The 22,803-nt window shown below is 67.8% G+C and carries 22 protein-coding genes and 1 pseudogene; 14 read left to right on the top strand and 9 right to left on the bottom strand.

Translation table 11 applies throughout. The features are described 5' to 3' along the window. Positions 1 to 750: N-acetylmuramoyl-L-alanine amidase (locus AC6LJW_RS27270; protein WP_498088769.1), on the top strand; the 750-nt coding region annotated here is incomplete at its 5' end. 100 nt (positions 751 to 850) lie between these two features. Here AC6LJW_RS27270 and AC6LJW_RS27265 read toward each other — a convergent pair. Then, a complete protein-coding gene (locus AC6LJW_RS27265; RefSeq protein WP_156395240.1) occupies positions 851 to 1,489 on the bottom strand; it encodes a VTT domain-containing protein in 639 nt (212 codons plus the stop codon). Positions 1,490 to 1,588: 99 nt separating this feature from the next. On the opposite strand from AC6LJW_RS27265, the gene mutL reads away from it, so the two are divergent. The 3 genes and pseudogenes from mutL to AC6LJW_RS27250 all read left to right on the top strand — a co-directional run. Further along, positions 1,589 to 3,595 (top strand): DNA mismatch repair endonuclease MutL, encoded by a 2,007-nt coding sequence (gene mutL / locus AC6LJW_RS27260; protein WP_498088768.1) that lies wholly within the window; start codon positions 1,589 to 1,591, stop codon positions 3,593 to 3,595. A gap of 1 nt (position 3,596) precedes the next feature. Next, positions 3,597 to 4,556 carry a tRNA (adenosine(37)-N6)-dimethylallyltransferase MiaA gene (miaA, locus tag AC6LJW_RS27255; RefSeq protein ID WP_498088767.1) on the top strand — a complete coding sequence of 320 codons (960 nt, stop codon included), beginning with the start codon at positions 3,597 to 3,599 and terminating at the stop codon, positions 4,554 to 4,556. Between the two features lie 107 nt (positions 4,557 to 4,663). Beyond that, positions 4,664 to 4,828, top strand: a pseudogene (locus AC6LJW_RS27250) (IS3 family transposase); the annotation flags it as partial. A gap of 72 nt (positions 4,829 to 4,900) precedes the next feature. On the opposite strand, the gene purM reads toward AC6LJW_RS27250, so the two are convergent. Further along, a complete protein-coding gene (gene purM, locus AC6LJW_RS27245; RefSeq protein WP_056569039.1) occupies positions 4,901 to 5,950 on the bottom strand; it encodes a phosphoribosylformylglycinamidine cyclo-ligase in 1,050 nt (349 codons plus the stop codon). Positions 5,951 to 6,208: 258 nt separating this feature from the next. On the opposite strand from purM, the gene hda reads away from it, so the two are divergent. Genes hda through AC6LJW_RS27225 form a run of 4 tightly spaced genes read left to right on the top strand, consistent with a single transcriptional unit; the run spans position 6,209 to position 9,476 of the window. Next, positions 6,209 to 6,910 carry a DnaA regulatory inactivator Hda gene (gene hda / locus AC6LJW_RS27240; RefSeq protein WP_056569042.1) on the top strand — a complete coding sequence of 234 codons (702 nt, stop codon included), beginning with the start codon at positions 6,209 to 6,211 and terminating at the stop codon, positions 6,908 to 6,910. Beyond that, a complete protein-coding gene (locus tag AC6LJW_RS27235) occupies positions 6,907 to 7,605 on the top strand; it encodes an HAD family hydrolase (protein ID WP_056569045.1) in 699 nt (232 codons plus the stop codon). The genes hda and AC6LJW_RS27235 overlap by 4 nt, the downstream gene beginning before the upstream one ends. Beyond that, positions 7,606 to 8,979 carry a polynucleotide adenylyltransferase PcnB gene (gene pcnB, locus AC6LJW_RS27230; RefSeq protein WP_056569048.1) on the top strand — a complete coding sequence of 458 codons (1,374 nt, stop codon included), beginning with the start codon at positions 7,606 to 7,608 and terminating at the stop codon, positions 8,977 to 8,979. It begins immediately after the preceding gene. Between the two features lie 5 nt (positions 8,980 to 8,984). Continuing rightward, positions 8,985 to 9,476 carry a 2-amino-4-hydroxy-6-hydroxymethyldihydropteridine diphosphokinase gene (locus AC6LJW_RS27225; protein WP_056569051.1) on the top strand — a complete coding sequence of 164 codons (492 nt, stop codon included), beginning with the start codon at positions 8,985 to 8,987 and terminating at the stop codon, positions 9,474 to 9,476. Between the two features lie 74 nt (positions 9,477 to 9,550). Here AC6LJW_RS27225 and AC6LJW_RS27220 read toward each other — a convergent pair whose 3' ends face one another. The 4 genes from AC6LJW_RS27220 to AC6LJW_RS27205 all read right to left on the bottom strand — a co-directional run bounded on the left by AC6LJW_RS27220 (position 9,551) and on the right by AC6LJW_RS27205 (position 13,369). Next, positions 9,551 to 10,447 (bottom strand): sugar kinase, encoded by an 897-nt coding sequence (locus AC6LJW_RS27220; RefSeq protein ID WP_498088766.1) that lies wholly within the window; start codon positions 10,445 to 10,447, stop codon positions 9,551 to 9,553. Positions 10,448 to 10,518: 71 nt separating this feature from the next. Then, entirely contained in the window at positions 10,519 to 11,352 is an 834-nt protein-coding gene (locus tag AC6LJW_RS27215) for an HpcH/HpaI aldolase/citrate lyase family protein (protein WP_056569056.1), read from the bottom strand. Beyond that, positions 11,349 to 12,542 carry a CaiB/BaiF CoA transferase family protein gene (locus AC6LJW_RS27210; RefSeq protein ID WP_498088765.1) on the bottom strand — a complete coding sequence of 398 codons (1,194 nt, stop codon included), beginning with the start codon at positions 12,540 to 12,542 and terminating at the stop codon, positions 11,349 to 11,351. Before AC6LJW_RS27210 ends, AC6LJW_RS27215 begins: the two co-directional genes overlap by 4 nt. Then, positions 12,539 to 13,369, bottom strand: a complete 831-nt coding sequence (locus tag AC6LJW_RS27205) for an HTD2 family dehydratase (protein ID WP_056569058.1) — start codon at positions 13,367 to 13,369, stop codon at positions 12,539 to 12,541. Before AC6LJW_RS27205 ends, AC6LJW_RS27210 begins: the two co-directional genes overlap by 4 nt. Positions 13,370 to 13,499: 130 nt before the next feature. Between AC6LJW_RS27205 and AC6LJW_RS27200 the strand changes: the two genes are divergently transcribed. After that, on the top strand, positions 13,500 to 14,393 hold the full coding sequence (locus AC6LJW_RS27200) for a LysR family transcriptional regulator (RefSeq protein ID WP_056569061.1): 894 nt from the start codon (positions 13,500 to 13,502) through the stop codon (positions 14,391 to 14,393). A gap of 12 nt (positions 14,394 to 14,405) precedes the next feature. Here the strand turns inward: AC6LJW_RS27200 and paaG are convergent, their stop codons facing one another. The 3 genes from paaG to AC6LJW_RS27185 are packed head-to-tail and all read right to left on the bottom strand — an operon-like array spanning position 14,406 to position 17,563. Then, positions 14,406 to 15,230 carry a 2-(1,2-epoxy-1,2-dihydrophenyl)acetyl-CoA isomerase PaaG gene (paaG, locus tag AC6LJW_RS27195; protein ID WP_056569065.1) on the bottom strand — a complete coding sequence of 275 codons (825 nt, stop codon included), beginning with the start codon at positions 15,228 to 15,230 and terminating at the stop codon, positions 14,406 to 14,408. Next, positions 15,227 to 16,339 (bottom strand): acyl-CoA dehydrogenase family protein, encoded by a 1,113-nt coding sequence (locus tag AC6LJW_RS27190; protein ID WP_056569068.1) that lies wholly within the window; start codon positions 16,337 to 16,339, stop codon positions 15,227 to 15,229. Before AC6LJW_RS27190 ends, paaG begins: the two co-directional genes overlap by 4 nt. A 33-nt stretch (positions 16,340 to 16,372) precedes the next feature. Further along, positions 16,373 to 17,563, bottom strand: a complete 1,191-nt coding sequence (locus tag AC6LJW_RS27185; RefSeq protein ID WP_498088764.1) for an acyl-CoA dehydrogenase family protein — start codon at positions 17,561 to 17,563, stop codon at positions 16,373 to 16,375. Between the two features lie 228 nt (positions 17,564 to 17,791). On the opposite strand from AC6LJW_RS27185, the gene AC6LJW_RS27180 reads away from it, so the two are divergent. From AC6LJW_RS27180 to AC6LJW_RS27160, 5 genes are all read left to right on the top strand, one after another. Next, positions 17,792 to 18,196 carry a Zn-ribbon domain-containing OB-fold protein gene (locus AC6LJW_RS27180; RefSeq protein WP_056569073.1) on the top strand — a complete coding sequence of 135 codons (405 nt, stop codon included), beginning with the start codon at positions 17,792 to 17,794 and terminating at the stop codon, positions 18,194 to 18,196. Then, entirely contained in the window at positions 18,193 to 19,365 is a 1,173-nt protein-coding gene (locus AC6LJW_RS27175; protein ID WP_427987395.1) for a thiolase family protein, read from the top strand. The genes AC6LJW_RS27180 and AC6LJW_RS27175 overlap by 4 nt, the downstream gene beginning before the upstream one ends. 15 nt (positions 19,366 to 19,380) lie before the next feature. Beyond that, positions 19,381 to 20,898 carry a class I adenylate-forming enzyme family protein gene (locus tag AC6LJW_RS27170; RefSeq protein ID WP_427987394.1) on the top strand — a complete coding sequence of 506 codons (1,518 nt, stop codon included), beginning with the start codon at positions 19,381 to 19,383 and terminating at the stop codon, positions 20,896 to 20,898. Positions 20,899 to 20,955: 57 nt separating this feature from the next. After that, the gene (locus tag AC6LJW_RS27165) at positions 20,956 to 21,930 is read left to right on the top strand and encodes a Bug family tripartite tricarboxylate transporter substrate binding protein (RefSeq protein ID WP_498088763.1); all 975 of its coding nucleotides are present in this window, start codon (positions 20,956 to 20,958) and stop codon (positions 21,928 to 21,930) included. Positions 21,931 to 21,949: 19 nt separating this feature from the next. Further along, the coding region (locus AC6LJW_RS27160; RefSeq protein ID WP_498088762.1) for an NAD(P)H-dependent flavin oxidoreductase at positions 21,950 to 22,803 on the top strand (854 nt) is incomplete at its 3' end.

Below are 22,803 nucleotides of genomic sequence, written 5' to 3'. Positions count from 1 at the left end.
CCGCCCAAGCCCCCCGCCACTGCCAGCCGCGGCAAGCCGCGCATGCTGACCATCGCGCTGGATCCCGGCCACGGCGGCGAAGACCCGGGCGCCATCGGCAAATCCGGGCTGCGTGAAAAAGACGTGGTCCTGCGCATCGCGCGGCGCCTAAAGGCGCTGATCGACAGCCAGCCCTACATGCGCGCCTACCTGACGCGCGACGACGATTACTTCGTGCCCCTGCACGTGCGCGTGCAAAAGGCCCGCCGCGTGCACGCGGACCTGTTCATCTCGATCCACGCGGACGCCTGGGTCAAGCCCACGGCCAACGGCTCATCGGTGTTTGCGCTGTCCCAGCGCGGCGCCACCAGCGCGCAGGCCCGGTGGATGGCCGACAAGGAAAACGCGGCCGACCTGATCGGCGGCGTCAACCTGGGCAGCCACGACCGCCAGGTCGCGAAGGTGCTGCTGGATCTTTCCACCACGGCCCAGATCAATGACTCGCTCAAGGTCGGCAACGCCTTCCTGGACGAGATCAAGAAGATCAACCGCCTGCACAAGAACAGCGTCGAGCAAGCCGGCTTTGCCGTGCTGAAGGCGCCCGACATCCCGTCGGTGCTGGTCGAGACCGCCTTCATCAGCAACCCGCAGGAAGAAGCGCTGCTGCGCAGCTCCTCGCACCAGGACAAGCTGGCGCAGGCCATGATGACCGGCATCCAGCGCTACTTCACGGCCAATCCGCCGCTGGCGCGACTGGGCGACCTGAGCTAGACGGATTCAGGACACATGCCGGGGTCGATGTCCCGGCCCATGAAAAAAGGCGATGCACCCTCTGGCGCATCGCCTTTTTGTTTCAAGCGCGGCGTGGACGTTATTGCGTCCGGCGCGCGCGCACCAGCTTGAGGACGCCCGCGGCCACCACCGGCACGACGGCCGCCGCCAGGCCCACCAGGACGATGGTGTTCAGGTGATCGCGGATGATCGGGATGTTGCCGAAGAAGTAGCCCGCCGCCACCAGGCTGATCACCCACAGCAGCGCGCCCGTGATGTTGAACAGCTGAAAGCGCGCCATCGACATCTCGGCCACGCCCGCCACGAACGGCGCAAAGGTGCGCACCACGGGGATGAAGCGCGACATGACGATGGTCTTGCCGCCGTGCTTTTCGTAGAACGCGTGCGTGCGCATCAGCGCGCCGCGGTCCAGGAAACGCAGGTTCATCGAGAACACCCGGGGCCCGATGTAGCGGCCGATGGCGTAGTTCAGCGAGTTGCCGGTCACGGCGGCCACGATGAGCAGCACAGATATCATGACGGGGTCGATATGCCCCGTCGCGCCGAAGGCTCCGGCGATGAACAGTAGCGAGTCGCCCGGCAGAAAGGGCAGCACGACCAGCCCCGTCTCCGCGAAGACGATGAGAAACAGCACCAGATACACCCACACGCCGTACTGCTCGACCCAAAGGCCAAGCGTCTGGTCGATGTGAAGCACCATATTGAAAAACTCAAGCATTGAAGCGGCCCTGATATCCGATGGGAATTTGTCAGCGACTATAGCCGACCGGGGCATGACGCTAAAATCGTCCGCACTGCTACATAAGATCTGGGCCACATGACCGAACGTCGTTCCATCCTTGCGCTTCCTGACCTGCTGATCAGCCAGATCGCCGCTGGCGAGGTCATCGAGCGCCCCGCGTCCGTGCTCAAGGAAATCCTGGAAAACGCCATTGACGCGGGCGGGCGCGCCATCGAGGTCCGCCTGGAAGGCGGCGGCATCCGCCGCATCGCCGTCACGGACGATGGCGGGGGCATCCCCCCCGAAGAACTGCCGCTGGCGCTGGCCCGCCACGCCACCAGCAAGATCCGCTCGCTGAACGAGCTGGAATCCGTGGCCTCCATGGGGTTCCGCGGCGAAGCGCTGGCGTCCATTGCGTCGGTGGCCCAGGTATCCATCATTTCCCGCACCCGCGATGGCGACCATGCCTGGCAGATCGACGCGGGCAGCATGCAGGTGGGCCCCGCCTCCGGCCCGCCCGGCACCACGGTCGACGTGCGCCAGCTGTTTGACGCCGTGCCGGCCCGCCGCAAGTTCCTGCGATCCGAAGCCACCGAATTCGGCCATTGCGTCGACGCCATGGAGCGCATCGCACTGGCGCATCCGCAAATCGCCTTCCGCCTGTTCCACCACGATCGCGCGCAGCGCCAGTGGCTGCCCGCCGACCCGCCGCAGCGCATCCGCGACGTGCTGGGCGCCGAATTCGCCGAGCACGGGCTGCTGCTGTCGCATTCGGTCGGCACAGTCAGCCTGGCCGGCATGATCACGCGTCCGACCGCCGCCCGCGCCCGCGCCGACCGCCAGTACCTGTACGTGAACGGCCGCTATGTGCGGGACCGCACGGTCAGCCACGCGCTGCGTTCTGCCTATGCCGACGTGCTGCACGGCGACCGCCAGCCCGCGTACGTGCTGTTCCTGGACATCGACCCTGCCGCCGTGGACGTGAACGTCCATCCGGCCAAACACGAAGTCCGTTTCCGCGATAGCGGCGCCGTGCACCGCTTTGTCTCGCATGCGGTCAGCCAGACGCTGGCCCAGATGGGCGGCTCGTCCGCCGTTGCGCCGACGGGGCATGCCGAAGACGCCGAATTCGAAACCGTGGCGCGTCCGGCGGGCGAAACGGCCCCGTCCGATGCCGCCGCACCGGCGTACCGCCCGGCGACGCCCGCGACGGAATCCCCGCGCCCCGGCTATGGGGGCATGAGTGGTGGAATGAATGGCGCCACGGCCGGCGGCTCGAACGCCGGCGCTAACCCTGGCGCGAGCGGCCCCGGCAACGGCGCCGCCTACGGCCTGCGCCCCTCGCCCGCCGCCCAGCGCCCGCACACCCAGGTGCCCTTCCGGCTGCACGCCGAACCGGCCGGGATTCCCGCGGCCGACTGGCAATCGCTCTATCGCCCGCTGACCGACGACACGGCGGCCCGCACCGCGCCCCTGCGTGAACCGTCGCCGGCGCCCGCCGCGCTGCCCGCCGACGAGGAGCACCCGCTGGGCATGGCGGTGGCGCAGCTGCATGGCGTCTACATCCTGGCCCAGAACCGCCGCGGCATGGTGCTGGTGGACATGCACGCCGCGCACGAGCGCGTGGTCTACGAACAGCTCAAGCAGGCCCTGGACGCGCGCAGCCTGCCGCGCCAGGATCTGCTGGTGCCCGTGGTGTTCCACGCCCAGGAAAAGGACGTGGCCCTGGTCGAGGAGTTCGAAGAACAATTGAACGACCTGGGTTTCGAGATGCGTCCGTCCGGCCCCACGTCCATCGCCGTGCGATCGGTGCCGGCCATCCTGGCGCGCGGCGACATCGAGACCCTGGCCCGCGCCGTGCTGCGCGACCTGGGCGCCGTGGGGGTCTCGCGTCTGCTCACCGAACAGCGCAACGAACTGCTCTCGACCATGGCCTGCCACGGGTCCGTGCGCGCCAACCGCAAGCTCACCCTCGAAGAGATGAACGGCTTGCTGCGCCAGATGGAAACCACGGAACGGGCCGACCAGTGCAACCACGGGCGGCCGACCTGGGTGCAGTGGTCCATGTCGGACCTGGACAAGCTCTTTTTGCGCGGACAATAGCTTGCCGTCTTCCCAATCCCCCGCGTCGCTCCCCGTCATCTGTCTGGCTGGTCCCACCGCGGCCGGCAAGAGCGCGTCCACGCTGGCGCTGGCCGAGCGCTGGCCGCTCGAGATCGTCAACGTCGATTCGGCCACCATCTACCGTGGCATGGACATCGGCACGGCCAAGCCCTCGGCGGACGAGCAGGCGCGCGTGCCGCAGCATCTGCTGGACATTCTGGATCCCGCGCAGTCGTACTCGGCCGCGGAATTCCGCGCCGATGCACTGCGCCTGATCGGTGAAATCCGCGCGCGCGGCCGCATTCCGCTGCTGGCGGGCGGCACCATGATGTATTACAAGGCGCTGCGCGACGGTCTGGACGACCTGCCGCAGGCCGATCCGGCGCTGCGCGCCGAACTGGAAGCGCGCGCCGCCCGCCTGGGCTGGCCCGCGCTGCACGCCGAGCTGGCGGCGCTGGACCCTGTCACCGCCGCGCGCCTGGCGCCCAACGACAGCCAGCGCATCCAGCGCGCACTCGAAATCTGCCAGCTTTCCGGCCACCCCATGTCGGCCCTGCTGCAACGCGCCCAGCGCAAGCCGGACGACGACGGCAACCGCTACGTGACGATCAGCCTGGAGCCCTCGGACCGCGCCGCCCTGCACGCCCGCATCGAGCAGCGGTTTGACGCCATGCTGCGGCAGGGACTGCTGGACGAGGTGCGCGGCCTGCACGCTCGCGCCGACCTGCACCCGGGCCTGCCGTCCGTGCGCTGCGTGGGGTACCGCCAGATGTGGGCGCACCTGGACGGCCAGATCGACCTGGACACCGCCCGCGAGCAGGGCATCGCGGCGACGCGGCAACTGGCCAAGCGCCAGATCACCTGGCTGCGCGCGCAGCCCGATCGCGTCATCGTCGACTGCCTGGCGGCCGACGCCGTGGCGCAGACCATCGACGCCGTGGCGCAGACGCTGGCGGACTGACGGGCAGCGCGCTGCGTTCGAAGGAGGCTCTCGAAGGTGTCTGACACCCCAACGAGACCGACTTCATCCTGCGATGCCGTCTCAGGGGGTGTCAGACACCTTCGAGCGGCACGCTCAAGGCCGAGTTCTTCCACCTGAACCGCTTCGATAGCGTCGACCAGTTGCAGGCCGGCATCCGGCAGTACATCCGTTACTGCAATCACGATCGCATCAAGCTCAAGCTAAAAGGCCTGAGCCCGGTGCAATACCGAGCTCAGGCCTTCGGGCTTTAGCTTCTGACGTCCAACTTCTGGGGGTCAGTTCATCACGGCGGTCATTTTTATTGCAGCACTATCGCCGCGGCGTCACACCACGAAGGTCTGCGCCATGCCGGCTTCCTGGGGAACGATTTCGCCCAGCTTGCTGACCGTCTCGCCCTGCTCGCGCAGCGTGGCGGCAATGGCGTCGGCCTGGGCCGGATCCACCACCAGCACCATGCCGATGCCGCAGTTGAAGACGCGATACATCTCGGTGTCCTCGACGCCGCCCTGCTCCTGCAGCCACTGGAACAGCTTGGGCATTTCCCAGGCGTCGCGGTGCAGCTTGGCGGCCAGGCCGTCCTGCAGGATGCGCGGCACGTTGTCCAGCAGGCCGCCGCCCGTGATGTGGGCCAGGCCCTTGATCGCCGTGCCGTGCTTGGCCAGCGCGGCCAGCACCTGCTTCACGTAGATGCGGGTCGGGGCCATGACCACGTCGACCATCTTCTGGCCGTGGAAATCGTCGTCCGGCTTGGCGCCGGCGCGTTCCAGGATCTTGCGCAACAGCGAGTAGCCGTTGGAGTGCGCGCCGCTGGACGCCAGACCCAGGACCACGTCGCCCGCCTTGATGGACTTGCCGTCGATGATCTTGGACTTTTCCACCGCGCCCACCGCGAAGCCGGCCAGATCGTATTCGCCGTCCGGATACATGCCCGGCATTTCGGCGGTTTCGCCGCCGATCAGCGCGCAACCCGACAATTCGCAGCCCTTGGCAATGCCGCCCACCACCGCCGCCGCCGTGTCCACCGACAGCTTGCCGCAGCCGAAGTAATCCAGGAAGAACAGCGGCTCGGCGCCCTGCACCAGGATGTCGTTGACGCTCATGGCGACCAGGTCGATGCCGACCGTGTCATGGCGGTTCCAGTCGAACGCGAGGCGCAGCTTGGTGCCCACGCCGTCGGTGCCGGAAACGAGCACGGGCTCTTTATACGTCTTGGGCACTTCGAACAGGCCGCCAAAGCCGCCGATACCGGCCAGCACCCCGGGGCGCATGGTGCGCGCGGCAAGGGGTTTGATTCGGTCGACCAGGGCGTCGCCTGCGTCGATGTCGACACCGGCGTCGCGGTAGGTCAGGGGGGCTTTAGGTTGGTTCGTCATGAGAAATGCCGTGGGGTATGTAACAATTGCTGGGATTTTGGTGGAACGCCCTGCATTTTACGATGCCGCGGGCGCGGACGGGCGCGAGAGGGCGCAAACCCAAGCCAGGCCAAGCGTTCGGACGCGACACCATCGCCTCAGGTGGTTTAAAGTGTAGGGTTGGCCGGTATTGATTTTGCCAGTTTCTATTTGGCCCGTGTATTACCGATTTTTCTTGGCTTTTTGCGGCGCCCCTGAAAAGCCCGATTGCTAACTCTCATGAACCGCCAGCTGCTGCTCGACGTTCTCCCCGCGCCAGCGCCCTCGCTGAACAACTACATCGCCGGCCCCAACGGAGAAGCGGTGGCAGCCGTGCGTGCGCTCAAGCCCGGACGGGCCCTGTACATCTGGGGCGCCGCCGGCTGCGGCCGTACTCATCTGCTGCGCGCGCTGACCGCCCGGCCCGATGCCGTCTACGTTGACCCGGCCAACGGCGAAAACATGCTGCGCCGCCTGGCCGAGGCCGACTCTAAATCGCCCATGCCCAAGTTTGTGGCGGTCGACGACGTGCACCGCATGGACGACAGCCGTCAGGCCGCCCTGTTCGCGCTGTACAACCGGTGGCGGGAATCCGCGGCCACGCAGCGCGCCTTCGCGCTGGCGCTGACCGGCGACCGCGCGCCACTGTCGATGCCGCTGCGCGAAGACCTGCGCACGCGCCTGGGCTGGGATCTGGTGTTCCGCCTGGACCCGCTGTCCGACGCCGACAAGCTGGCCGCGCTGTCGGCGCAAGCCGCCGAACGCGGGCTGCACCTGGCGCCCGAAATCATCAACTGGATGCTCACGCACCACGAACGCGACATCCGCAAGCTTGCCGCGTTGCTCGACGCGCTGGACCGTTACTCTCTGGCCACCGGCCGCCCCATCACCCTCCCCCTGCTGCGCGCCATGCTCGCAGATCCTGATTCACAACGCACATGACCACCCGACGTCTCGCCCTGTTCGACCTGGATCACACCTTGCTGCCGCTCGACAGCGACTACCAATGGGCCGACTATCTGGCGCGCACGGGCCGCGCGGGTGATCCCGTCGAAGCCCGCCGCCTGAACGACGATCTGATGGACCGCTACAACCGCGGCGAACTCACGGCCGAACAGGCCGCCGAATTCATGCTGGGCCTTCTGGCCGCGCATTCGCCGTACGACCTGGCTGCCTGGCACGAAACCTTCATGGGCGAAGTCATCCGCCCGTCCATCACGCCGGCTGCCCGCGACCTCGTCGACAGCCACCTCGAAGCCGGCGACCTCTGCGCCATCGTCACGGCCACCAACAGCTTCGTCACTGCCCCGATCGCCCGCGCCTTCGGCGTGCCCCACCTGGTCGCGACCGATGCCGAGTACCTGCGCGGCCGCTACACCGGCCGCATCCTGGGCACGCCCAGCTTCAAGGAAGGCAAGGTCGTGCGCGTCAACGACTGGCTGGCCGGCATGGGCCTGGGGCTTGCGGATTTCTCCGAATCGTTTTTCTATAGCGATTCGGTCAATGATGTGCCGCTGCTCGAAAAAGTGACCCGTCCGATTGCCGCCAACCCCAGCCCCACCCTGCGCGCCATTGCGCAGGAACGCGGCTGGCAAGTGATCGACCTATTCGACCACATGGAAGATTCGAAGTCCTAAATGATCACTGAAACCATAAGAAAATTCGTCGGCCGGCTCTTCGCGCCGACACCCAAGGGGCCGTTGCGCATCGGGCGCGACAAGCACGGCATCGACCGCCGCAACGTGTCGCGCCACGCCATCAAGGTGTGCGAGGTGCTGCGCCAGCATGGCTACGAAGCCTATATCGTCGGCGGCGCGGTGCGCGACCTGATCGTCGGGCTGGAACCCAAGGACTTCGACGTGGCCACCAACGCCACGCCCGAACAGATCCGCCCGCTGTTCCGCCGCGCGCGCATCATTGGCCGCCGCTTCCAGCTGGTTCACGTCGTGTTCGGCCAGGAAATCATCGAGACCTCCACCTTCCGCGCGCCCGCTTCGGAAGACCAGGAGACCGACGAGCACGGCCGCATCCTGCGCGACAACGTGTTCGGTTCGCAGGAAGAAGACGCCAAGCGCCGCGACTTCACCATGAATGCGCTGTACTACGACCCGCACAACGAGGAAGTCATCGACTACCACGATGGCGTGGCCGACCTGAAGAAGCGCCAGATCCGGATCATCGGCGACCCCGTCAAGCGTTACCGCGAAGACCCGGTCCGCATGCTGCGCGCGGTGCGCTTTGCCGCCAAGCTGAACGGCACGATCGACCCGGCCACGCGCGAGCCCATCAGCACGATGGCCGACCTCATCGAAAACGTGCCGGCCTCGCGCCTGTTCGACGAGATGCTCAAGCTGCTGACCTGCGGCCATGCCATGGACTGCCTGCGCCAGTTGCGCGCCGACGGCCTGCACAACGGCCTCTTGCCGCTGCTGGACGTGGTGCTCGAGCAACCCGGCGGCGAACACTTCGTGGAACTGGCGCTGGAACGCACCGACGCGCGCGTGCGCGCCGGCAAGACCATCAGCCCCAGCTTCCTCTTTGCCGCGCTGCTGTGGCAGCAGGTGGACGTGCGCTGGAAGCAGTTGCGCGCCCAGGGCGAGCACACCATCCCCGCCCTGTCGACGGCGGCGGATTCGGTGCTGGACGAACAAACCGAGAAGCTCGCCATCCAGCGCCGCTTCTCGTCAGACATGCGCGAAATCTGGTTCATGCAGCCGCGTTTCGAACGCCGCATGGGCAAGACCATCTACCGCATGATCGAGCAGCCGCGCTTCCGCGCCGCATGCGACTTCCTGCAGCTGCGCGCCGCCGCCGGCGAATTCGACAGCGTGCTGGCGCAGTGGTGGATGGATCTGGCCAACGCCGACGACGCCACCCGCGCCGACATGATCGAGGAAATCTCGCGCCAGCCGCGCGAAGCCGCCGATGCGGCCGCGGCCACGGGAGCCCCCGCGCGCCGGCGCCGCCGTCCGCGCCGCAGCGGCCCGCGCAGCGCGCCGGGCACCGAGTAACCCGCATGCCGCAGCAACTGCCCGTGCGCGCCTATGTCGGCCTGGGCGCCAACCTGGGCGACAGCGCGGCCACGCTGCGCCAGGTCCTGGCGCAATTGCAGGCCACGCCCGGCGTCACCGGGGTGACGGCCTCGCCGTTCTACCGCAGCGCGCCGGTGGATGCCACCGGCCCCGACTTCATCAACGCCGTGGCGGCCGTGGATACCGTCCTCGCGCCGCTGGCATTGCTGGACGTCCTGCAGGCGCTCGAAAACGAACACGGCCGCCTGCGGCCCTACCGCAACGCCCCTCGCACGCTCGATCTGGATTTGCTGCTGCATGGCGATGCGCGGCTGGACGACGCGCGGCTGATCCTGCCGCATCCCCGCCTGCATCTGCGAGCCTTCGTGCTGCTGCCGCTGCGCGATCTCGCGCCGGGCCTGTCCGTGCAAGGCCAACCGCTTGACGCCTGGATCGGCGCGATCCACGACCAGCCGATCGAACGACTCGCGCCCTGAGCGCGGATTCAGCGACGCGGCGCAATGCGCGCCTGCTCTCAATCAAGCAGCACAATACGCGCCGCGTGGCGGCATCAAGCCTTCGGCGTGAACGCCATCATGGCGCGCTCGACGTCTTCCACGTCCGGCAGCCCCGCCTCGTTCCCCAGATGCTGGATCTTGTGCGCGGAGGCCGCCCGCGCAAACGTGAAGTGCTCGATCCAGGGTTGTTCCGGCCGCGTCAGGTAGGACCACACATAAGCGCCGTGGAACACGTCGCCCGCGCCCGAGGTGTCGATGATGCGCGACGCGGGGACGTCCAGCGACGGCAGCGTGCCGACGCGTCCCGTCTCGTCGTACCACAGCATGCCGCGCTCGCCGAGCGTCACCGCGCCGATGCGGCACCCGCGCGCCTTCAGCAGATCCAGCAGCCCTTCCGGCGACAGGCCAAGCTGCTCGCACATGCGCTCGGCGCAAACCGCCACGTCGATATGGCGCAGCAGTTCGTCGGTGTTCTCGCGCATGCCGCCCCCGTCCAGCGAGGTCAGCACGCCGGCCTGCCGGCACGCCCGCGCGTAATGCAGCGCGGCGTCGGGCTGATGGCCGTCCAGATGCAGGGCACGATAGCCGCCGATGTCCAGCCGCGGAAAGTCGTTCAGGTAGCCTGCGTCGCGCGCGCGAACGATGGCGCGCTTGCCATGGTTGGGCATGATGAACGACAGCGAGGAGCGCCGAACCTGGCGCGCGTGCAGCGTGACGCCATGCGCGGCCGCCATGTCCGAGTACATGTGGCCCAGCCAGTCGGGCGCCAGCGAGCAGATCAGATCGGGCGGCAATCCCAGCCGCGCGCAGGCAAACGCCGCCGTGACCGCGTTGCCGCCGAACGAGACCGCGTAGTCGCGCGCCACGCTTTTCTGGTCGCCCGTGGGCCATTCGTCGGCCAGCACGGTGACGTCGATGTAGGTATGTCCGATGAAGAGCGCCTCGCCCATGGGCCCGCCTTGTCAGGTTGTATGCGCGGGGCGCCTCGGCGCACGGTCTGGACGAGGCGCCGGCGCGGGATTCAGCCGCGCGCGGATTCGCCCGCCTGCGCCAGCACCAGCCGCGCCCGTGCGATGACGGGCGCGTCGACCATCTTGCCATCCAGCATGAACGTGCCCGCGGCGGTATCGCGGTGCGCGGCGATGACGCGCCGCGCCCAGTCGAGTTCCTGCTGGGCCGGCACGAAGGCAGCGTGGATGACGGGGACCTGCGTGGGATGGATGCACAGCATGCCGCCAAAACCCATCTGCTGCGCCCGGCCGGCCGCCGCGGCCAGCCCCGCCTGATCCTGCACGCCGGGAAAGACGCCGTCCAGCGCAGGCGCCAGGCCCGCGGCACGGGTCTGCAGCAGCACCTGCACCCGGGCGTGGTCCAGCACGGTTTCGGCGCCCGGCGTGTCGGGCGTCAGGCCCAGGTCCAGGCCGTAGTCCAGGCTGCCGAACGCCAGCCGCGCGACGCCCGGCGTGGCGGCGATCTCGCCGGCATTGAGAATGCCCTGCGCGGTTTCAAGAATGGGAATCACGGGACAGCCGGTCTGGGCCGCGTGCCGCACCTGCATCATGCTTTCGGCCTTGGGTAGCAAAATGCCCGCTACGCCGGCCCTGCCGCGGCAGGCCTTCAGATCGTCGTCGTGCCAGGACGTGGAAGCGTCGTTGATGCGCACCCAGAGCCGGGCCTCGCGATTCAGGCCCAGGAAATCACACAGGGCTTCGCGCGCCGACGCCTTGGCCAGGTGTTCCACGGCGTCTTCCAGGTCCACGATGACGGCGTCCGCGCCCGCGGCAAGCGCTTTGGGGATGCGCTCGGGCCGCGAGGCCGGCACAAACAGGGCGCTACGAACGACGGGATGATTCACACGACCTCCGAGGCATGAAACTGCGCCACCTGATCCGGCGCGTATCCCAGAGATGCTAGCACCGCATCGGTGTTTTGGCCCACGGCGGGCACCGCCCCCATGTGCGGCGTAAACGCGTTGCTGGTGGCGGGCGGCAGCAGCGCAGGCAGCATGCCGGCGGGGCTGTCGACCTGGCTCCAGCGCTGGCGCGCCTGCAATTGCGGATGCGCCCACACGCCGGCCATGTCGTTGACGCGCGCATTGGCGATCTGCGCGTCTTCCAGGCGTTGCGTCACCTGCTCGATGGACAGGTCGGCAAAGGCGGTCACGATGAGCGCGCGCAGCGCGTCGCGATTGGCGGTGCGCAACGAATTGGAGATGAAGCGCGGGTCCTCGGCCAGCTCGGCCTGGCGCAGCACCTGCGCGCAGAAGACGCGCCATTCGCGCTCGTTCTGCAGACCCAGCATGATGGTGGATCCGCCGCCCACGGGGAACGGCCCGTACGGATAGATGGACGCATGGGCCGCGCCCGCGCGCACGGGCGGCGCCGCGCCGTCGAAGGCGTAATACATGGGAAAGCCCATCCACTCGACCATGCTCTCCAGCATGGAGACGTCCAGGCGGCTGCCCACGCCCGTGCGCTGGCGCAGAAGCAGCGCGTTCAGGATGGCCGAATAGGCGTACATGCCGGCGGCGATGTCCGCGATGGAACACCCCGCCTTGACCGGATCGTCCTTCGTGCCGGTGACCGACAGAAAGCCGCTTTCGCTCTGGATCAGCAGGTCATAGGCCTTTTTATCCTGGTAGGGACCGCCCTCGCCGTAACCCGAGATGTCGCAGACGATCAGGCGCGGGTGCTTCGCGTGCAGCGCCTCGAACGACAGGCCCAGGCGCGCCGCGGCGCCGGGCGCCAGGTTCTGCACCAGCACGTCGGCCGATTCCAGCAGGCGGTCCATGACGCCAGCGGCTTCGTCGCGCTTCAGGTCCAGCGTCAGGCTTTCCTTGGAGCGGTTGGTCCAGACGAAGTGCGAGGACAGCCCCCGCACGCGCTCGTCGTAGCCGCGGGCGAAGTCGCCGCTGCCCGGACGTTCGATCTTGATGACGCGCGCGCCCATGTCCGCGAGCTGGCGGGTGCAGAAAGGCGCGGCGATGGCGTGTTCCAGGCTGACGACGGTGATGCCGTCCAGCGGGCGGGAGGCCTGCATGTTCATTCGGTGAACCTCAATTCGGCTTGGTGGGCCAGCGTGCCGTCCTGCTCGGCCCAGAGCTGGGCGACGCCCGGCTCGGACAAGCGGCCGGCGACCTGGAAGGGAGCGGGGGAAATCAGCGGGCGCAAGCCGCGGTAGGCAAGATGCGTGAGGCGGGCCTTGGGATGCGCCCGCACAAAGGCGGCGACCATCTCGGTGGCGATGAGCGGGCCGTGGACGACCAGGCCGGGATAGCCTTCGACGCCGGTGACGTAGGGATGGTCGTAATGGATGCGGTGGCCGTTGAACGTAACGGCCGAATAGCGGAACAGCAGGATCGACGTGGGATTGACCGTGTCGCTCCATTGCGCCTGTGGCGCGGGCTCGCTGCCCGTGAGCTTGGGCGGCGTGGGCTGGCGGTACACGATGTCCTGCTCTTCCAGGATGGCCACTTCGCCCGATTGCCGGTATTCATGCTGCACGGTCACGAACAGCAGGGAGCCGGTGCGGCCGGTCTTTTCCTTGACCTCGGCCACGGTCGACACCCGTTCGGCCGGCACGCCCACCTTGAGCGGCTGGCGGAATTCCACGCGGCCGCCGGCCCACATGCGGTTGCGGTCCTGCGCAGGCGGCAGAAAGCCTCCGCGCGACGGATGGCCATCCGTCCCCAACCCGTCCATGCCGACGGTGGCGATGAAGAAAGCCCATTGCCACAACGGCGGCAGGTCGTCGCCCTCGGCCGGCACCGGTCCACCCAGGGTGGCGGCGATACGCGCGGCGTGGCCGGGGTCCATGGCGTCCGCCTTGCGCTCGCCGCTGCCGATCCACGCGGCCGGATCTGTAGATGTCATGCCGAGTTCCTCTGGTGGTGTTTTTACAGCCTGAAGCATGCCCGCAAGCCGGCGGGCGTGTGAATTCGTTTTTCCTCAAGGCGGGGTTTGCGGCGCCTGAATCGGCCATCCGCGCCGTAATATATGGCCCATGCACTTCGACCTTGCCGACCTTCGACTGTTCATCCACATCGCCGAATCCCCCAGCCTGACGCAGGCGGCCAAGCGGGCGCATCTGTCCCTGGCCGCGGTCAGCGTACGGATCAAGGCGCTGGAGAACCAGCTCAATACCCGACTGCTCTACCGCGACAGCCGCGGCGTGGAAATCACGCCCGCCGGGCAGAAACTGCTGCAGCACGCGCGCGTCATCATGCGGCAGGTGGATCACCTGAAACACGACTTCCAGGAACAGGCCGACGGCGACGCCGGCCACATCCGCATCTTTGCCAACACCACAGCCGTCACGGAATTCATGCCGGACATCCTGGCGCAATTCCTGTCGGGCCACCCCGGCGTCACGGTGGATCTGCAGGAGCGTCTGACGCGCGACATCGTGCGCGGCGTGCTGGACGGCACCACCGACCTGGGCATCGTCGCGGGGCCGGTGGATGCGCCGGAATTGCAGACCATCCACTTCAGCACCGACCGCCTGGTGCTGGTGGTGCCTAACGGCCATCCGCTGCAGGATCAGGACAAGGTCAAGCTGGCGGACGCCGTGCGCTATCCGTTCATCACCATGCACGAAGGCTCCACGCTGGTGGCCTTCCTGCGCGACCAATTGGAACGCGTCGGCCAGCGCCTGCCCCAGCGCATCCAGCTCTACAGCTTCGATTCGATCTGCCGCATGGTGCAGGCGGGCGTGGGCGTCGGCGTCATTCCGGACTCGGCCGCGCGCCGCTACGGCGGGGACACCAAGCTGCGCGTCGTCGAACTGGACGAGCCGTGGGTGGTGCGCGAACGCAAGCTGCTGGTGCGCGACATCGACGCCCTGCCGGGCTGCGCGCGCGAACTCATCGAACAGATTCAGACGCCGCAAGAATCCTGACTTTGCGCCGCGTCATTTGCCGGTGAATGCGGGCGGGCGCTTCTCTGCGAAGGCGCGCATGCCTTCCAGGTAATCGTCCGTGTAGCCCAATTCGCGCTGCAGGCTGCATTCCAGATCGAACTGCTGCGCCAGCGTGTTGCCGCTGGACGCCTGCAACGCCGCCTTGGCGGCCGCGTAGGCGCGCGTGGGGCCGGCGGCCAGCGTGCCGGTCACCTGCGCGATCGTGTCCGCCAGCGCCGCGTCGGGCACCACGCGCCAGATCAGGCCCCAGGCTTCCGCCTGAGCGGCCGACACCGATTCCCCGAACAGCGCCGCGCCCATCGCGCGCGCCGACCCGACCAGGCGCGGCAGGAACCACGTTCCGCCCGCATCGGGCAACAGGCCGATCTTGCTGAACGCCTGCACGAAGCGCGCCGATTCCACCGCAAACACCACGTCGCACGCCAGCACCAGACTCGCGCCCGCGCCGGCCGCCACGCCGTTCATGACGCACACCACCGGCACGGGCAAGGCGCGCAAGCGGTTGATGAGCGGGCGATAGCACTTCTCCAGCATCACGCTCAGATCGCGACGCGAGCCGTCTTCGGCGGGCTTGCGTTCGCCCAGGTCCTGGCCGGCGCAAAAGCCGCGGCCCGCGCCGGTGATCACGAGCCCGCGCAGGTTTTCCTGCCCTTCCAGCAGGTCCAGCGCGCGCGCCAGTTCGCCGTGCATGACCTCGGTGAAGCTGTTCATGCGCTCGGGCCGGTTCAGGGTGATGACGCCCACGCCGCGTTCCAGCGTGAACTGGATCTGGGTGAAAGCCGGCAGGTGTGTGAAAGCCGGTGCGTCTGCGCTCATGCCAATTCCTCCAGGACGGCCAGTTGCTCTGCCGTATCGCCCATCAATTGATCCACAACGGTCAGGCGCTTGAAATAATCGCCGACCTCCAGTTCGTCCGTCATGCCCATGCCGCCGTGCAACTGCACGGCCAGCTGCGCGACCAGACGGCCGGCGCGCGCGGCCTCCAGCTTGGCCGACGCGATCATGCGGCGCCGCTGCGCCGCGTCGGATTCGGTCAACGCGGCCACCGCCACATAGGCCATCGACAGCGCAAGCTCCTTGGCCACCAGCATCTCGGCCAGGCGGTGCTGCAGCGCCTGAAAGGACGCCAGGGGCTGGCCGAACTGCTTGCGGGTCTTCAGGTATTCCACCGTGATTTCCAACAGGCGCTCCATTGCGCCCGCCGCGTGCGCGCACAGCGCCGCCGTGCCCCATTGCAACGCCTGCGCCAACGCATGGTCGGCCGCATCACCCGCTGCCAGCAGCGCCTGCGCGGGCAGCGTCACCGCATCGAAATCCAGCCGCGCGCAGCGCGCGCCGTCCAGCGTGGGCGTGTCCGTCATGCGCACGCCGGCCACATCGGCCGGCACCGCCAACAGAACGGTCTGGCCATCGCCGCCGCGCGCGCTGACGAACCAAGCATCGGCGGCCGCGCCGTGCCAGACTAGGTGCTTGGCCCCGTCCAGCCGCCAGCCTTCGGCGGTCTGCGCGGCGCGGCAGTCCTGCGGATCCGCCGCATAACGCCGGCCGGGCTCTTGCCACGCCACGCTGACGATGGCCTCGCCCGCCGCGATGGGCGGCAGCCAGCGGCCGCGCGCCGCGTCGCCGCAGGCATCAGCCAGCGCCGCGCCCATCACCGCGCTCGGGATGACCGGCTCGGACACCAGCCCGCGCCCCAGCTCGACATGCACCGGCAGCAGGCTGGCGGGCACTTCGCCGAAGCCGCCGTGGTCCTGCGAAATGTTCAGGCCCAGCACGCCCAGTTCGGCCAGCGCATTCCAGGCCTGCCGATCCAGCGTGCCCGTGGCCTGCCGGGCGCGCCGCTGGGGAAACGTCCATGCCTGGTCCACCAGGCGGCGCAGGCTGTCGGCCAGCATGCGCTGTTCTTCCGTGTAGATGAAATCCATGCGTCGTATTCCTGTCGAGGTTGCGCGGCGAGCCTATACGCCCAGCACCAGGCGGGCGATGATGCCCTTCTGCACTTCGGTCGTACCGCCGTAGATCGAGGTCTTGCGCATATCGGCATAGCCGGCGCCCGCGGCGGCTGTCATCTCCGGCCCGGGGCCGTGGAAATCGTTGCCAGCCACCAGCCAGTCCGGGTCATAGGGCCAGGCGTCCGGCCCCGCCACTTCCATCTGCAGCATGGCCAGGTCCTGCTGGATCTCGGAGCCGCGGATCTTCAGCACCGAAGCCTCCGGCCCCGGCGTGCCGTCGTTGCTGGCGGCCACGCGGAGCAGCAGCATTTCCAGCGCCATGATGTCGACCTCGATGCGCGAGATGCGGTCGCGCATCCGGCTGTCCTGCAGCAGCGGCCTGCCGCGCGATTGCGCGCGCGCCGCCATGTCCTTCAGGATGCCCAGCTCGCGGTGGCAATGGCCCAGGCCCGCGATGCCGGTGCGCTCGTGACCGAGCAGGTACTTGGCGTAGGTCCAGCCCTGGTTCTCCTCGCCGACAAGGTTGCCGGCCGGCACGCGCACGTTTTCCAGCCAGACCTCGTTGACGTCATGGCCGCCGTCCAGCGTGCGGATCGGACGCACCGTGACGCCCGGCGCACGCATGTCCAGCAGCAACATCGAGATGCCGCGCTGCGCGCGCGCATCGGGGTCGGTGCGCACCAGGCAGAACATCCAGTCCGCATACTGCGCCAGCGTCGTCCAGGTCTTCTGGCCGTTGACCACGTAGTCGTCGCCATCGCGCACGGCACGGGTCTTGAGCGACGCCAGATCGGAACCGGAACCCGGCTCGGAATACCCCTGGCACCACCAATCCTGCACACGGATCATGCGCGGCAGCAGCCGGGCCTTCTGCTCGGCGCTGCCGTACTTCATCAGCACGGGGCCGATCATGGACAGCCCGAACGGCAGCAGCCGCGGCGCGCCCGCCTTGAAGCATTCCACTTCGAAGATCAGGCGCTGCAAGGCGTTCCATCCCGTGCCGCCATGTTCGACCGGCCAGTTGGGCGCGCCCCACCCCTGGTCGGCCAGGATGTTGTGCCACCGCACGTAGTCATCGCGTTCCAGCCGCTGGTGCCGCAGCACCTTGGCGCGAATGTCTTCCGGCAGCTTCTCGGCGGCGAAGGCGCGCACGGCTTCGCGGAATTGGCGCTCTTGCGGCGTCCAGGTCAGGTTCATGGTCCACCTCCTTTGCCTGGTATCTAGCCACGGCGCGCACGACCGGACAATCTGCCTCTCCCGAAGACGGGCTTCGCGTTGCGTGTAGGGCGCGCGGTCCACTACGGATTGGCAAAAGTCCTGCTTCAGCAATGAAGAATGGCCGAAGCGGTTGGCAGTGCCGACACTAGGGCCTGTTCAGATTCACGCTTCAGATTCACGCTTCAATCACTGGAATCCCATCGCACCATGACTGCTCCCGATCAGACGGATGGCGTCTCGCAAGGCGTCGAGGCGCAATACCGCCAGGCGCTCGACGAAGGCCGCTTCCTCATCCAGCGCTGCGGCGGTTGCGACCGCGCCGTGTTCTATCCCCGCATGATCTGCCCGCACTGCGGCGCGGACCGGCTTGTTTTCGCGGCGCCCGACGGACGCGGCACCGTGTACTCCACCACCGTCGTGCGGCGCAAGCCCGAGGCAGGCGGCGACTACAACGTGGCGCTGATCGACCTGCAGGAAGGCGTGCGGCTGATGAGCCGCGTCGACGGCGTGGCGCCGGACGCCGTGCGCATCGGCATGGGCGTGCGGGCGCAGGTGATCCAGCAGGACGGCCGCGGGCTGGTCGTCTTCGTTCCCAACAAGGAGGCGGCATGACGCTGAATGATTTGCGCGGCGCCGTGGCGGTGGCCGGCGTGGGCCACGCGGGCCTCGGACAGGCCACGGGCTTTACCGAAATGGAAATCCTGGTGCAGGCGGCGCAGCGCGCCGTGGCGGACGCGGGCCTGACGATGCGCGACATCGACGGCATCTGCACCGCCAGCGTGGCCGCGCCGATGTGGGCCATGCCGGTGATCGAACACCTGGGCATTCGGCCGACGTTCATCGACAGCACCATGCTGGGCGGCTCGAGCTTCGTGGCGCATCTGATGCCGGCGCTGCACGCGCTGGCGTCCGGCCAGTGCAATGCCGTGCTGGTCTGCTACGGCAGCACGCAGCGCACCTCCACGCTCAGCCGCGCCGAGGTCGGGCGGGTGCGCAAGCAGTTCGATCCGCAACCCTACGAGTCCCCCTACGATCCGCTCAATCCGCTGTCCTCGTATGCGCTGGCGGCCGCCCGGCACATGCATCAGTACGGCACCCGCCGCGAAGATCTGGCGCGGGTGGCGCTGGCGGCCAACCAGTGGGCGCAGCTCAACCCGGAAGCCCAGTTGCGCGAGCCGGCCACGCTGGATCAGATTCTTTCCGCGCGCATGGTGTCCGATCCCTTGAGCGTGCGCGACTGCTGCCTGGTCACCGACGGCGCGGGCGCCTACGTGCTGGTGCGCGCCGACCGCGCCCGCGACCTGCCGCGTCCGCCCGTCTATGTGCTGGGCAATGCAACGGCCGTGTGGAACCGGCAGATCTCTTCAATGGAAGACCTGACGGTCACCGCCGCCGCCGAGTCTGGCAGCCGCGCGTTCGCGATGGCGGGCCTTGCCCCCAAGGACATCGACGTCGTCGAACTCTACGACGCTTTCACCATCAACACGCTGCTGTTCCTGGAAGACCTGGGCTTCTGCGCCAAGGGCGAAAGCAAGGAGTTCATTGCGGACGGCGGCATTGCGCCCGGGGGCCGGCTGCCGGTCAACACCAACGGCGGCGGCCTGTGTTGCGTGCATCCCGGCATGTATGGCGTCTTCATCATGATCGAGGCGGTGCGCCAGCTTCGCGGCGAATGCGGCGAACGGCAGGTGCCGGACGCGCAGCTTGCGCTGGTGCATGGCAATGGCGGTACCCTGTCCAGCCAATCGACCGCCATCCTGGGCACCCAGGCAACTCTTTGATCCGACGTATCACCCATGTCTCACGCTGAATCCATCACCCGCATCCACGACATTCTGGCGCTGCAGGCGCGCCGGCAGCCCGACGCCATCTGCCTGTACGAGGAAGGCGGCGGCACGGTGACCTACGGCCAGTTGTGGCAGCGGGTGCAGGACACGGCGCAATGGCTGCGCGGCCAGGGCGTGCAGCCCGGCCATCGCGTGATGATGGTGGGCGAGAACTGCACGGCTATGCTGGCCGCGCTGTTCGGCTGCGGGGTCGCGGGCGCCTGGCCCGTGGGCGTGAATGCGCGCCTGTCCGGCCGCGAGATCGACAACATCCGTCAGCACGCGCAGCCCGAGCTGATGCTGTTCACGACCGGCGTGTCGACGGCGGCTGCCGCCCATGCCGCTTCGGCGGGCGCGGTTGAAGCGGACGCGGCAGTCTGGGGACCGGGCATCGCTGCCGCGCGCGCGGCCGAGCCGACGCAGGCTGAAACCGGCGAGCTGGCCAACGAGGTCGCCACGGTGATCTACACATCCGGCACGACCGGCGCACCGAAGGGCGTGATGGTGCCGCATCGCGGGCTGATCCACTTTGCGCGGGTATCGGCGGCGTCGCGCCGGCTGACCCCGCACGATATCGGCTACGCGGCGCTGCCGATGTCGCACATCTTCGGCATCGCGACGGTGCTGATGTCCACGCTGCACGCGGGCGCCAGCCTGGTGCTGCGCAGCCGCTTCGATCCGGACGACGTGTTCAAGGCGCTGGCGCATCCCGGCGTCAGCATCCTGCAAGGCGTGCCGACGATGTTCAGCCGTCTGATGGCGGTGGCGCCGCCCCGCGCGGATCTGCGCGCGCCGGCCCTGCGCTACCTGTACACGGGCGGCGCGGCGCTCGATCCGACGCAGAAGCGCGATGCCGAACGCTACTTCGGCGCGCCGATGCACCACGGCTACGGCATCACGGAGTACGCGGGCTCGATGTTCATCACGGACATCGACGCGCCGCGCGACGATTGCTCGGCGGGGCATGCGGTGGACGGCGTGGAGCTGCGTGTCGGCAACCCGGACGCGGTCCCGGCGCCGGGCACGCGTGGCGACCTGCTGATCCGCGGTCCGGGCGTGATGCTGGGCTACTACCGCAATCCGGAACAGACGGCGCAGGCGCTGCTGCCGGGCGGCTGGCTCAACACGGGCGACATCGGCTACGTGGACGACAGCGGCGCGCTGTTCATCTCGGGGCGTTCGAAGGACCTGATCATCCGGTCGGGCTTCAACGTCTACCCGATCGAGGTCGAGTCGGTGATCAACGCGTTCCCCGGCGTGCGCCTGTCGGCCGTGGTGGGACGCGACACCGAAGATCACAACGAAGAGGTCATCGCCTTCGTCGAACCCCTGCCGGGCGCGACGATCGACACGAATCTGCTGATGCTGCACCTGCGCGCCCAGCTTGCCCCGTACAAGCGGCCGGCGCGGATCATTCCCATCGAGACGATTCCCACCACCGTCAGCGGCAAGATCCTGAAGCAGCCGCTGAAAGAAAGGCTGGCGTAGACGCGGACAGCTGTTCCGCTCTGACGACCGGCCACTTATGCACAAGGAGACAAGAGCGTGAACATAAAGACCCTGATCGCCGCGGCCTCGGCCGTGGCCGCGCTGGCTGGCGCGCAAACCGCCTCGGCCCAGACGTATCCCGACCGTCCCATCCGCCTGCTCGTGGGCTACGCCCCGGGCGGTCCGGTGGACACGACAGCGCGCGTCTTTGCGAAGTATCTCGGCGACAAGCTGGGACAGACCGTGGTGGTGGAGAACCGGGCGGGCGCGAGCGGCATGATCGCGTCGGACGCGACCGCCAAGGCCACCCCAGACGGCTACATGCTGGGCTTTGCCGCCAGCCCCACACTGACGATGTCGCCGCTGGTCCAGCGCAGCACGCTGTTCGATCCGCGCAAGGATTTTTCGCTGCTGGGCCTTGTCGTGGACTACGCCAACGTGTTGTTGATCGGGCCGCAGATCCCGGCGAAGAACGTGGGCGAACTCGTGACCTATGCGCGCGAGCATCCGGAGGCGGTGTCGTTCGGGTCGGCAGGGATCGGGGCGTCGAACCACCTTTCGGCGGAGCTGCTGAAGAAGCAGGCGCAGGCGTCGATGCTGCACGTGCCGTATCGGGGTAATTCACCGGCGATGATGGACGTGGTGAGCGGCAAGGTGACGTTCATGTTCGACATCACGAGCACGGCGATTCCGTTTGTGAAGAGCGGTAAGGCGCGGGCGCTGGCGGTGACGTCGAAGACGCGCAATCCGGAGTTGCCGGACGTGCCCACGATGATGGAGGCCGGCATGAAGGATTACGAGGTGGTGGGCTGGTATGCGCTGGTGGGGCCGAAAAAGCTGCCTGATGCGGTGACGGCGCGGCTGACCCGGGCGCTGTCGGAAGTGTCGAAGGACCCGGCGTTCCGTCAGGCGATGACGGAAGGCGGGTACACGATCAACCCGGGCGATTCGCAAGCCCTGCAGGCGCGGATCGACCGCGAGTACGCGTTGTGGTCGGACGTGATCCAGACCGCGAACATTCAGGCCAACTGATTTTCCCCGGAGCATCACGATGAATTCCCCGTCTGCATTGCGAGACCAGATCCGCCTGCCTGTGATTGGCGCCCCGATGTTCCTGGTGTCGGGGCCGCAACTGGTGGTCGCGCAGTGCGCGGCGGGGATCATCGGGACGTTTCCGTCATTGAACGCGCGGCCGCAGGAGCAATTGCACGAGTGGATCACGCGGATCGAGGACGGGCTGGCGGCGCGGCGCCTTGCGGCGCCGTCGGAGAAGGTGGCGCCGTATGGGGTGAACCTGATCGTGCATCCAAGCAATCCGCGCTGGCAAGGAGACCTTGCGATCTGCGCGGAACGCCAGGTGCCGCTGCTGATTACGTCGCTGCATGCGCCGGAGGCGGTGGTGAAGGCGGCGCATGCCTATGGCGGGCTGGTCTATCACGATGTGACGAACGTGCGGCATGCGAAGCGGGCGCTGGACGCGGGGGTTGACGGGTTGATCCTGGTTGCCGCGGGGGCTGGCGGACATGCGGGGCAGATGAATCCGATTGCGCTGGTGAATGAGATACGGGCGTTTTATGACGGGCCGTTGGCGTTGTCCGGCTGCATCAGCCATGGGAAGGATATTTTGGCGGCGCAGGTTCTGGGGTGCGATTTTGCCTATATGGGAACTCGGTTTATTGCGACGCGGGAGTCGTTGGCGGGGGATGCTTACCGGGAGATGGTGTTGGCGGCGCAGGCGGGGGATGTGACTTATACGGCTTATTTTTCGGGGGTGCCGGCGAACTATCTGTCCGAGAGCATTTTGGCCGCGGGGTTGGATCCTGTTGTGCTGGCCAGCAATGGGGTGGCACCGCCGGCAAACATGGACAAAAGTTCACGGCCTAAGGCTTGGAAGGATATTTGGAG

It is taken from the genome of Achromobacter sp. 1012554356 (assembly GCF_059760815.1).
The sequence above is the reverse complement of the archived record's forward strand: the minus strand, read 5'-3'. Positions and strand labels throughout refer to the sequence as shown.